This is a genomic window from Stieleria neptunia (genome assembly GCF_007754155.1).
Taxonomy (GTDB): Bacteria; Planctomycetota; Planctomycetia; order Pirellulales; family Pirellulaceae; genus Stieleria; species Stieleria neptunia.
This window is the reverse complement of the sequence record NZ_CP037423.1, coordinates 1,561,021-1,571,938: the sequence shown is the minus strand read 5'-3', so window position 1 is coordinate 1,571,938 and position 10,918 is coordinate 1,561,021. Positions and strand designations below refer to the sequence as shown.

Genomic DNA, 10,918 nt, shown 5'->3' with positions numbered 1-10,918 from the left:
TCGGATTGCCCGGCCGCTTACGCGTCACGGCTCACAAAAACGACGGCCCGCTCAGCTGCCGGTCGGCCTGTTGTCGTCCTGGAATTCAGGCAGCAGGATTTCCTGATCGCCGCTGCCCCCTGAATCCGCCCCGTGTCCGGAGTCGACGGAGTGTGCCGAGCCCACCATGGCGGCGGGGTCGGCGGCGCGCTGCGGATCGATCACGATTCCCGTTGCTTCGCGGGCGGCGACCGCACCGCTGAAGATTTCATAACCGACCAAGGCAATCATGCCGGCCAACAACGGCAACCAGTAGTAGAGCACCCGGAAGATCAGCACCGATGCCAACACGGTGTCGCCGACGGTCCCCTTGAGCAACGTCAACAAGATGACTTCCAACACGCCCAATCCCCCGGGGACCTGCGTCATCATCGCAACGCCGATCGCCACCAGGTAGGCGGCCAACACCTGAGCGAACGGGACCACCGAATCGCCGGGCAGGACCAGGTACAGCGCCGTCGCGGAGATCAGCAAATCCACCGCCGCCACGGACGCCTGGACGAACATCAATCCCGGACGCGGCGGACGCAGATGCAGCTCCCCGATCGGCCACGGTTTTCGCCACAGAAAGCAGACCAACGAATACAGGATCGCCAGCGAGATCAGCACGACGCCCAAGGTCTGCGTCGCAAACGGCAGCGTCACATCCGGGGGCAGCTGAATCGGCACCCAGATCAGCACCATCCCACCCAAAAACCACCATCCGCTCCAGAACGTCAGCCCGACCACGGAGATCAACGCGACGATCTGGCCCGGCGGGAGTCCCCACTGAGAATAAAACCGAAACCGAATCGGCGCCGCCGCCAACAGCGTGCCCAGATTATTGCCGAGCGAGAAACCGGCGATCGAGACCAGCGCGATCCGCCGCAGCGGCAACGAGCGTGCGACATAGCGCAGCGCCAAGATGTCATAGGCGATCAGCAACCCGTAATTGAGCGCGATCAGAAACGCCGCGATCACGATCTGGCTGGCCGGCACACCGGTCAGCCCACGGACGAATTCGTCCCACGTGATTTGATGGGCTTCGCGAATCAGCAACCGCACCGCCAATGCGAATAACGCAATCGCGAGCACCGGACCGGCATATTTTCGGATGCGTTTTTTGGGCAAGGGAAGGAACGCCAGCAGGGGGAACGTCGCGTCGGGCCATCGCCCCGTCGCGTTGGCGGCGGGCTTGGGGGAAATCAACCACGCCCGAATTGTCCCCGTCGGCCGCTTGAGGACAACCCCGTGATTTACCAAGAATCCTCGGCCGCCTATGGTAGTGCACTGCAAGTGGCAGTGCACTGCAAGTTTTGGTCAGCCCCTTTTGGCAAATCTCCGCAAGCCCCCCTTTTACAACGCAAACTCATGAAGACGGTCCGACACGAATTAGTTGTCCTCGGTGGTGGCCCGGCCGGTTACGTCGCCGCCATTCGCGCCGCACAGCTGGGATTTGACACCGCGTGCATCGATGAAAATGCTCAATTCGGCGGGACCTGCGTGCGCGTCGGTTGCATCCCCAGTAAAGCGTTGCTGGAATCGAGCCATTTGTACGAAGAGGCCAAGCACCGCTTCCAAGACCACGGACTGAAAATCGGCTCGCTCGATCTCGATCTCGCCGCGATGATGAATCGCAAAACGAAGATCGTCGACACACTGACCGGCGGGATCGACATGCTGTTCAAAAAACAGAAAGTGACGCCCTACCACGGACGCGGCAAACTGCGCGATCTCAATTCGATCGTGGTCCAGGGCGACGAACCGGTCGTGATCGAAGCCGACCGGATCCTGCTGTGCCCCGGTAGCGTCCCGGCCACACTGCGAGGCGTCGAAGAAGACGGCGACCGCATCGGCAACAGCACCACCGCACTCAGCTTTCCCGAAGTCCCCGAACACCTGGTCGTCATCGGCGGCGGTTACATCGGCATGGAACTCGGCAGCGTCTGGAATCGACTCGGCAGCCAAGTCACCGTGCTGGAAGCCTTTGATCGGATCTTCCCCGGCATCGATGCGGAACTGGCAAACATCGCGCTGCGGACCTTCAAGAAACAAGGCTTCAAGTTCCAACTGAAGACCTTCGTTCAATCGGCAAGTGTCAAGGGCGACAAGTGCGTCGTCGAAGTCAAAGACGGCGACCCGATCACCTGCGATCGCGTGTTGCTGGCCACCGGCAGACGCCCGGCGACCGATTCGATCGGCCTGGAATCGATCGGACTGGAAACCGACCGCCACGGTTTCATCCCCGTCAACGAGAACTTCGAAACCTCCGTCGAAAACGTGTTCGCCACCGGCGACTGCATCGGCGGCGCGATGCTGGCCCACAAAGCGATGGAAGAAGCGGTCGTGTGCGTCGAACGGATGGCCGGCATGCAGACCCATCTAAACTACGATGTCATCCCCGCGATCGTGTACACGCATCCCGAGATCGCCAGCGTCGGAAAGATGGAAGACGAACTCAAGGAAGCCGGCGTCGCCTACAACAAGGGCGTCTGCCCCTTCGGCGCCAACGGCCGCGCCCGAACCCTGGGCGAACCCGACGGCCGCGTCAAAATCCTGGCCGATGCCAAAACCGACCGCGTCCTGGGCGTCCACATCATCGGCGCCCGAGCCGGCGACATGATCGCCGAAGCCGCCGCGGCGATGGAGTACGGCGCCAGCAGCGAAGACATCGCGCGAACCTGCCACGCCCACCCGACCTTGGCCGAAGCGATGCACGAAGCGGCACTGGCCGTCGACAAACGCGCCATCCACACGGCCTGACCGACCGCCTTCAGGTGTTCTCCACTCGCCGCTCGAGATATCGATTGTATAAGTGGCGGAATTGATCGTAGCGGAAGTCGTCAAGACTTTCGCAAGCCGCCGGCCCTCTCTGGCGTTTGCTTGCTGCGCAAACGCCGTCTCTCCCAGAGGGAGAGAAACTAAATCGGTTGCCAAATCCTGCAATAAAAGAATCGCCGTCTCCCGCAGCGTCCTACGCCGTGAACGATTTCTTTCCTGTGTTTTACAAGGTGTTAGCGGCAGGGCGCGAGCCCTCCGGTTCCGCATCATTGCCCAAACACCGGAGGGCTCGCGCCCTGCCGCTAAAAAATCGTTCACGGCGTAACGCAGCGCCCGGGCCGCTACAGCCCCACGGCGCTGATCAGATCCTTGGCGGCAAACGGCCGCGCCGCGGCGAAGGCTTCCGCCGCCGCGATACCGGCGATCGAACCGGTCATCACCGCCGCGGCCCGAATCCGCTCGTCCATCGCGTGCTTGTGCGCGAACTGACTGTGATAACACTGCATCGAAGCGATCTTCTGTTCCAGCGTCTCGCCGATGTCGACCAGGATGTGAAACGGATTACCCGCCAACGTCATCGGCTCAATCGCCAGCCGAAAGTAAAGCTGGCGCTGGATCTTGTGGACCGGCAACCCGTCAAAGTAATCGTCCCATTTGGTCAGCCGACTGTAGAAGACGGCGGCATCGGTGATCAGCATCGTTTGAAAATGATCCGGCGATGCCATCGGCGTCTTGTCGCCAAAACCGATCACGATGCGCGGCCGATAGCGACGAAAGACTTTGGCCAATTCGATCCGATGCTCGAAGCAATCAAACAACCGACGATTGGGCAGGTCCAATTGAATCCGAGCGACCGCACCCAACACTTCCGCTGCCGCATCGGCCTCCCGCATCCGCGCTTCCGGACCGTCGCTGTACGGCGTCGGCTCTCCATCGGTCAAATCGACGATCCCGACACGATGCCCGGCTGCGGCCAACTTGGCCAACGTTCCACCACAGGCGACCTCGACGTCGTCGGGATGCGATCCGACGGCGATCACATCCAAGGGTTCGGGGCTCGTGCCGGTCTGCGGTTCGTTCATGATCAAACCATAACGCGAAATGCTTGTCGAAGCGACATGCGTTGCAGTGGCGCGATCAGCGTCGCCAACGGCTCGTGACGCCTGACATCGGTCGGCCGCTGGGGAACGTCTTTCCACACCCAGTGGGCGGCACCGCCGCCCTGCCGATCAAAGTCGGCCGCGACCACCCTACGATCGGACCGCGCAAACAACACGCGTTTGACAAACGCGTGGTTCCACGGCCGAGCGTCGGCGCGACCCGGCGGCACCTGTTCCAGACGACGAATCCAATCCGCCGATCCGTCGAACATCGAACACGGTTCGTCCCATGCCGCGCCCCACGCCCGCTCGACCAGTTCCATCGAAGCGCTCCAACGCGGATTGACTTCCAACAGCGTGACGGCATCGTGATGCAGCACCACGTCGATGTTGAAGGGCCCCAGCAGCGGCGAGACACAACAGAGCGCGTTGCCGAGTCGACGGAGCGATTCAACGAGCGCGGCGTTCAACGGGATCGGACCGACCGCCCCGGCGAACACGAACGGATGCGGCCCGATTCGTTTTTTCAACAGCCGGCACACCCCCAACAGGATCGCCCGATCTCCCAGGCCGAAAAAACTTGCCCCGCAAATTCGGCCGCGGACGGGCCGCTGCAAAATCGTGTTCTCGGGAATGTCCCCCACCCCCGCGCTGTAGGACACGCCCAGACCGCCGGAACTGCCACGACGCTTGACCAGCCAGCCGCGGATCGCGGCGCCGCTGCAGCGTGTTTCCGGGAACCGCACGGCCGCGCGGGCGGCCAAGTCGCTCAAAAATTCGGGGCGGTCACAGGTCAAAAACTGCTCGGGCGAGGCCCCAAAAAACGGCAGCCGGGTCGGACCGATCCAGCCGTAACCGCCCTGAAGCCCGCCGACAATTGCAATCGGCGCCGGTTCGGGGACGGTGCAATCGAGCGGTCGCGGTTGCCCGGAATCCAGAAAATCGTCCAGTCGATACCAGCGCAGAGCCGCCGCCAGCGTTTCGCGGTCGCCGTAGTGGTCCACGGCGATTGGCGAAAAACCGGCCATTCGGGCCGATTCCGCCGCCGCCCGGACCGAAGCGCCCACCAGCACCATCGGACCGCGCCGCGATCGACCGCGACCGGACGGCCGGGGCGGCTGGGAATTTTGAATTTGACCGGGTGTTTGCATCGGCGTCATGGTTTGTTAGCTTTTCCCCGACTCCAGACCCACCCCAGGCGCTCCGCGATCCGATTGCCGGAGCGTCATGCGGGGCAACGGACATGTGTTTCCCCACCGGTCTTCGAACCAAACTTTCTTTTGAACAGGTCACTGAAATGAAGTTTTACATTGGTGAGGCCCTGGTGGGCGATGGCAACGAAGTCGCACACATCGATTTGATGATCGGCAGCAAAGACGGTCCGGTCGGCACCGCATTCGCCAACGCCCTGTCCACGCAAAGCGAAGGTCACACGAACCTGTTGGCCGTGCTGGCTCCCAACGTGGCCGTCAAACCGTCGACCGTGATGATCACCAAGGTCACGTTGAAAGGCTTCAAGCAGGTCGTGCAAATGTTTGGCCCTGCCCAAGCCGCCGTCGCCAAAGCCGTCGCCGACTCGGTCGCCGAAGGCGTCATCCCCGCCGATCAAGCCGAAGACTTGGTCTGTGTCTGCGGTGTGTTCATTCACCCCGAAGCCGACGACGACGAAAAGATCTACAACTACAACTACGAAGCGGTCAAGCAATCGCTGGCCAACGCGATGGGCGGCAAACCTTCGGCCCAAGAAATGATCGCGCAAAAAGATTCCGCCGCGCACCCCTTCAAGGGCAACTTCTAAAGCACGACGCGGAACTGAAGAGACTCCTTCGCAACCCTCCTGGCAGGAGGGTCGAGCGAAGCGAGGGGAGGTCGAACGGTGAATCGCGAGTTTTACTTCACCTGCCAGAGTCGTGTCCCAAGCAGCAAAGAGAACCCTCTGCTCGCTGCGTTCGACTCTCCCAGGGAGAGAGTGGCGATATTCATTTCCTTTCAACGACTGAAGAACCGCACGACCTCTGCCGAGAAAGTGACGTCTTCCTGAACGGTCGCGCAACGCGACCTCGCATCGCCGACCCTCCCCAACCCCCGGGCAACGCATGCCGAAACGCATTCTGTTTCAGTTCGATTGTGACCCCCAAGCCAGCTCGTTCGACGCGGTCGTCGCCGTTGATTCCGGCGTCGATCACTTGGTCCCTTACGCGGGCGTCCAAGCGACCTCGATCGAACCACTCGTCCACGGTGCGATGTTCACCCGTGGCGGCGACGATCTCAAGCACACCGCCATCTTTCTCGGTGGCAGCGATGTCGCGCTCGCCGAAACGCTGCTCCAATGCGTGACGGATGCCTTTTTCGGACCCGTTCGCGTCTCGGTGATGATGGACGCCAACGGTTGCAACACGACCGCCGCGGCCGCCGTCGTCGCCGCCGCACGACACCTGGAATTGGCCGGAGCACATGCCGTGGTCCTCGGCGGGACCGGGCCGGTGGGCCAACGTGTCGCACGGTTACTGGCCAGCGACGGCGCATCGGTCACGCTGACCAGCCGATCATTGGCGCGCGCCCAAGACGCTTGCGACCAAGTCGCCCGCGACGCCGATGAAAAGATCGCCGATCGATTGTCGGCCGCCGAATCGCGATCACCCGATCAAGTCAGCAGCATCCTCGCCCCCGCCAGGATCGTGATCGCCTGCGGCGCCGCCGGCATCCAACTGGCCGAAAAATCCGATCTGATCGCGGCGAAAAATCTGGCGGTGGCCATCGACCTCAATGCCGTGCCCCCGGCAGGCCTGGGTGGCATCGCGGTGATGGACAAAGCCAAACCGATCAGCGAAGACTCCGCCGCGGTCGGCTATGGGGCGATCGGCGTCGGCGGACTGAAGATGAAGACGCACCGCGCGGCGATTCAATCGTTGTTCGAATCGAACGACAAAGTGCTCAACGCCGACGAAATCTACGCGCTCGCCAAAGCCGTCGAAAAGTCGTAACGCTACCGTGGCGTAAGCTTCCAGCTTGCGTTTCACGGGATTACACAAATGAAGCTTGCGCTTCATGTGATTACGCGAATGAAGCTTGCGCTTCATGGGATCGCAAGCTGGAAGCTTACGCCACTTTTGTCATGAAGTTATTGTGATGTTTGATCTTGTCCTCGGTACCAACAACGCCAATAAGCTGATCGAGTTGCGGCTGATGCTGCCGGCCGAACACTACAGCTTGCACTCGCTCGCTGAGATTCCTGATTCGATCGACGTCGAAGAAACCGGCGAAACGTTCTCCGAAAACGCCGCCCTCAAAGCGACCGAACAAGCCAAACACCTGGGCCGCTGGGTGCTGGCCGAAGACAGCGGGTTGGCCGTCGATGCACTTCGCGGTGCCCCCGGCGTTTACTCGGCCAGGTACGCCGGCCGCCACGGTGACGACGAAGCCAACAACGCAAAACTGTTGAGCGAATTGGCAGATGTCCCGATGGAAAAGCGGACCGCACGCTACCACTGTGAAGTCTGCTTGTCCGATCCCGAGGGCAACGTGCGAATCACCGCCGGCGGCGTCTGTGGCGGAGTGATCCGAACCGAACCGTCGGGAAGCGGCGGCTTCGGGTATGACCCGCTGTTCGAAATCCGCGAGTACCACAAGACGTTCGCCGAACTGGACCTGACCGTCAAACGGGCGCTCAGCCATCGCTCCCGCGCGCTGCGTCAGTTCCTGCCCGGGCTCCGCCGCCTGATCAGCCAACCCTAGCGCCAACGCCCCCGCCCCGCTGCCGTATCAACCGCCCCCGCACGCGGTGCTCTTCGTCTCGATGGACTGCTAGCAATCCGCCGCATTCGCGTGGCGCCTGAACGACCAATTCGGAACCAATCCGGAACGAATCCGGCCACGTCGCCGGTCGTTGATCACGCCTCACCAGATTTTTCGATCGCGCGTTCGGTGCTGGTCAAACGGCCCGATCCTCCCGGAAATCGCTGCGTCATCGGCTGTATTTCTCTGGGGCTTTCGCCCCGTTTCCCAAATCCGACCAAACCACCTGATCGGTAACAACGCGTCTTTGGCATCGCTTGTGCAACATCGACCGGTGTCAGACGCATCGAAATCGTTTCGATGTTTCATCAAAGAAACCACTAGGAGATCATCATGAAGAAACTGGCCCTCTATGCAGCATCCGCAGGTTTGGTCCTCGCCTCTTTCAGTGCCACGGGCAACGCACAAGGCCCCGGCATCATTGACGGAGGTGGCGTCATCGACGGCGGCGGCGTACTCGATGCGCGTCCGAAAAGCGGAGTGATTGACGGCGGCGGAATCATCGATGGTGGCGGCATCATGGATGCAACCCCAGGCGCCGGAATCATCGACGGGGGCGGCATCATTGACGGAGGCGGTGTGTTCGATCGTTACGACCAGGGGACGTACCGATACAACAACGGTGTTTACTCAAACCGAAACACGATTAATACGCCGGGCTACAACTCAGGATACCGATCCTACAATGCACGACCCCAGTACGGCTATTCGCAAGGAACGACGTACTGCACCCCGCGATACACCGCGCGACGACGCGGACTGTTCGGTCGTTTCCGCCGTTAACCCGCTCGCGCCCCGACGCGAACCACACTGATTGGGCCGTCGATTCTTTTCCTGCAGGATTTGGCAACCGATTTCGATTCTCGCCCTCTGGGGGAGACGGCGTTTGCGCCGGGCTGGGTTGCGTCTAAAGGTGATGCTCCCATCGATCCGCCAGCATCCCATCGTCACTGTCGCCCGTACGCGGGCGACAGTTTTTTTGATTTGATCACTCCGCGACCGCTTCGCCGTCCTCTTCACCGGTTCGCATGCCCAATTGCTTCATCTTTCGATACAGGTTCGATCGATGCAGATCAAGTTTCGATGCCGCCTCGGTCATGTTGCCGCCGCAGCGGTCGATCGCCTGACGGATATGATCGATCTGAAACAGACGCGTCGACTCGGCCAGTGACGTGGGCAGATCAATGCGATAGGTCGGTTGATTCCGGTCGTGCACTTTCGACGTCGACATCGGCGGCTGACGGAGTTCCAAATCGGGAGCGTGAATCATGTCTCCGGTCGAAAGATAACACACCCGTTCGATCGTGTTGCGAAGCTCGCGGACGTTGCCGGGCCAATGATGCGACAAGAGCGCGGTTTGCGCGGAATCCGACAACGAGGGAACTTTGCGACCGATCTGGTAACAAAAATGATTCAGAAAATGGTCGGCCAACAACAACACGTCACGTCCACGATTGGCCAAATCCGGCAGCGTCAACGACACCACGTTCAGCCGGAAAAACAAGTCTTCTCGAAAACGCTTTTCGGCAATCAATTGATCCAGCGGTTGATTGGTTGCCGCGATCACGCGGACGTCGACGGGAATCGGCACGCTGCCGCCGACCCGAACGACTTCCCGTTGTTCCAACACCCGCAACAGCTTGGCCTGACCGCCGGGACTCATGTCACCGACTTCATCCAAGAACAGCGTGCCGCCACTGGCGAGTTCAAATTTACCGACACGCGTTGCGTTGGCATCGGTGAACGAACCCCGCTCGTGCCCGAACAATTCGCTCTCCAACAAGGACTCCACCAACGCCGCACAGTTGACGGCGATGAAAGGACCATTCTTGCGATCACTTTCGTAATGGATGTGCCGCGCGACGACTTCTTTTCCGGTTCCGTTGCTGCCCAGAATCATGACCGTCAAATCGGTCTTGGCCACCTTGGTGCCGCTCTCGCGAACCGCGACGACGGCGGGGTGCGCGCCGACCAGCGGCGTGCTTCGCGCGGCGTCGCGAACGAGACGGTCGCGTGATTCGGTCAACGACTTTTGCGCCCGCTGGGCTTGTATCGCCACCGCCGCATGGGTCGCCAAATCGGACAACAACAACACGTCGGAATTGTCGAAGTGGTTTTCCAGATGGTTGATCGCTTCGAACACGCCGATCGTTTCACCGCGCGGGCCGCTGAGCGGCACAGCAACCAACGACCGCGTGCGAAATTCCAGTGACCGATCGATGTCGCGGTTGACGCGCGCCTCGTCGTCGCTGCTGGCGTTCCAAATTTGAGGCTCTTTGGTCGCCAACACCTCACCCACGATGCCGGCGTTGTCCGGCACGATCAACGGTCGATCGTCGATGCCCAAGGCGGGTCGCCCGATCAGTTTCTTGCGTCGCTTGTCCCACAAAAAAATGCTGGCGCGTTCGCAACCGATCAAATCCGTCGCCGTGTCGGCGATCTGCCGCAGCAACGTGTTCTCGTCACTGGACTCCTGCAACTGGGTCTGCTGCCACTGGGCGGCGGCCTCCAGCACGCTGGTCAACTGTGCGATTCGATGGCGGTGACGTGCATCGAGCTCGGTCTGCGTGATCGCCGTGACCAATAGCTGCGACAGCCGGTCCACCCGATCGGGATCGATCGATTCGTTTTCCGACTCAAAAACCAGGCAGCCGACCATCGGGGAAGAAACAATCGCACCGCCATCGTTGACATCGATCTGGCAGGGCACCGCCCACCAGCGGCCATCGGTGCGGCCCCCCCCGTGGTCGATGGCATCGCTGATCAGATCGATCGGCAGATCGGCCGGAACCGGCCGATTCGACGTGTCGCCGGACGAATCGGCCCAGGCGCCGACATGCCAACGGCCCTTTTGCTGGGTCACCAGACCGGCGGCATCCAGCCCCAGCAATGCAATGAATCGCGGGAAAAGCTGCCGGACCAATGCGGGATGACTGATCTGAGCACGCAAAGCCCGGCCGATTTCGGTCGCGAACGCGATCTCGTCGAGCGGATGGATCGGTTCGTGAGTACGAGTGGAAGAGGAGTGATTTGTCATAAAGTCCAAGTTTCGCCGTTGATGTTGGACGGTCGATGGGCAGACCAGGAAGCATTTCATCGGGACAAGTGCCGCCGGACCGCCGTTGGCAAATAGACGAAGTCGCCTACTTCACGCTATCCTGTCCACCCCGCGGCAAAATGCGTGCGATGGTGACGCGTGACTTTTCCCTTTTCATTAGGAATAC

The 10,918-nt window shown here is 61.1% G+C and carries 9 protein-coding genes; 5 read left to right on the top strand and 4 right to left on the bottom strand.

The window, feature by feature from the left end; genetic code table 11:
* Window positions 1-51 precede the first annotated feature (51 nt).
* Window positions 52-1,227 (bottom strand): putative bifunctional lysylphosphatidylglycerol flippase/synthetase, encoded by a 1,176-nt coding sequence (locus Enr13x_RS05535; RefSeq protein ID WP_231744113.1) that lies wholly within the window; start codon window positions 1,225-1,227, stop codon window positions 52-54.
* A 162-nt stretch (window positions 1,228-1,389) separates the two neighbouring features.
* Here Enr13x_RS05535 and lpdA point away from each other — a divergent pair, with 162 nt between their 5' ends.
* Window positions 1,390-2,781: a dihydrolipoyl dehydrogenase gene (gene lpdA, locus Enr13x_RS05530; RefSeq protein WP_145385084.1), complete on the top strand. Its 1,392-nt coding sequence runs from the start codon at window positions 1,390-1,392 to the stop codon at window positions 2,779-2,781.
* Window positions 2,782-3,140: 359 nt separating this feature from the next.
* Here the strand turns inward: lpdA and Enr13x_RS05525 are convergent, their stop codons facing one another.
* Both Enr13x_RS05525 and Enr13x_RS05520 read right to left on the bottom strand, forming a co-directional pair.
* Complete coding sequence (locus Enr13x_RS05525; protein ID WP_145385082.1) at window positions 3,141-3,881, bottom strand: PIG-L family deacetylase; 741 nt, start codon at window positions 3,879-3,881, stop codon at window positions 3,141-3,143.
* A 2-nt stretch (window positions 3,882-3,883) separates the two neighbouring features.
* Window positions 3,884-5,059 carry an ATP-grasp domain-containing protein gene (locus Enr13x_RS05520; protein ID WP_145385081.1) on the bottom strand — a complete coding sequence of 392 codons (1,176 nt, stop codon included), beginning with the start codon at window positions 5,057-5,059 and terminating at the stop codon, window positions 3,884-3,886.
* A gap of 137 nt (window positions 5,060-5,196) precedes the next feature.
* On the opposite strand from Enr13x_RS05520, the gene fae reads away from it, so the two are divergent.
* From fae to Enr13x_RS05500, 4 genes are all read left to right on the top strand, one after another.
* A complete protein-coding gene (gene fae, locus Enr13x_RS05515) occupies window positions 5,197-5,697 on the top strand; it encodes a formaldehyde-activating enzyme (protein ID WP_145385080.1) in 501 nt (166 codons plus the stop codon).
* A gap of 298 nt (window positions 5,698-5,995) precedes the next feature.
* Entirely contained in the window at window positions 5,996-6,883 is an 888-nt protein-coding gene (locus Enr13x_RS05510; protein WP_145385078.1) for an NADP-dependent methylenetetrahydromethanopterin/methylenetetrahydrofolate dehydrogenase, read from the top strand.
* Window positions 6,884-7,028: 145 nt separating this feature from the next.
* A complete protein-coding gene (rdgB, locus tag Enr13x_RS05505) occupies window positions 7,029-7,634 on the top strand; it encodes an RdgB/HAM1 family non-canonical purine NTP pyrophosphatase (RefSeq protein ID WP_145385077.1) in 606 nt (201 codons plus the stop codon).
* A 393-nt stretch (window positions 7,635-8,027) separates the two neighbouring features.
* Window positions 8,028-8,477 carry a hypothetical protein gene (locus Enr13x_RS05500; protein ID WP_145385075.1) on the top strand — a complete coding sequence of 150 codons (450 nt, stop codon included), beginning with the start codon at window positions 8,028-8,030 and terminating at the stop codon, window positions 8,475-8,477.
* Window positions 8,478-8,682: 205 nt separating this feature from the next.
* Here Enr13x_RS05500 and Enr13x_RS05495 read toward each other — a convergent pair whose 3' ends face one another.
* Window positions 8,683-10,731, bottom strand: coding sequence for a sigma-54-dependent Fis family transcriptional regulator (locus Enr13x_RS05495; protein ID WP_145385073.1), 2,049 nt, complete (start codon window positions 10,729-10,731; stop codon window positions 8,683-8,685).
* Window positions 10,732-10,918: the final 187 nt, after the last annotated feature.

Bases quoted from the DNA above. Each gene is read 5' to 3' on its own strand.
- lpdA (WP_145385084.1), top strand. From the start codon at position 1,390: ATGAAGACGGTCCGACACGAATTAGTTGTCCTCGGTGGTGGCCCGGCC.
- Enr13x_RS05525 (WP_145385082.1), bottom strand. From the start codon at position 3,881: ATGAACGAACCGCAGACCGGCACGAGCCCCGAACCCTTGGATGTGATC.
- Enr13x_RS05520 (WP_145385081.1), bottom strand. From the start codon at position 5,059: ATGACGCCGATGCAAACACCCGGTCAAATTCAAAATTCCCAGCCGCCC.
- fae (WP_145385080.1), top strand. From the start codon at position 5,197: ATGAAGTTTTACATTGGTGAGGCCCTGGTGGGCGATGGCAACGAAGTC.
- Enr13x_RS05510 (WP_145385078.1), top strand. From the start codon at position 5,996: ATGCCGAAACGCATTCTGTTTCAGTTCGATTGTGACCCCCAAGCCAGC.
- rdgB (WP_145385077.1), top strand. From the start codon at position 7,029: ATGTTTGATCTTGTCCTCGGTACCAACAACGCCAATAAGCTGATCGAG.
- Enr13x_RS05500 (WP_145385075.1), top strand. From the start codon at position 8,028: ATGAAGAAACTGGCCCTCTATGCAGCATCCGCAGGTTTGGTCCTCGCC.
- Enr13x_RS05495 (WP_145385073.1), bottom strand. From the start codon at position 10,731: ATGACAAATCACTCCTCTTCCACTCGTACTCACGAACCGATCCATCCG.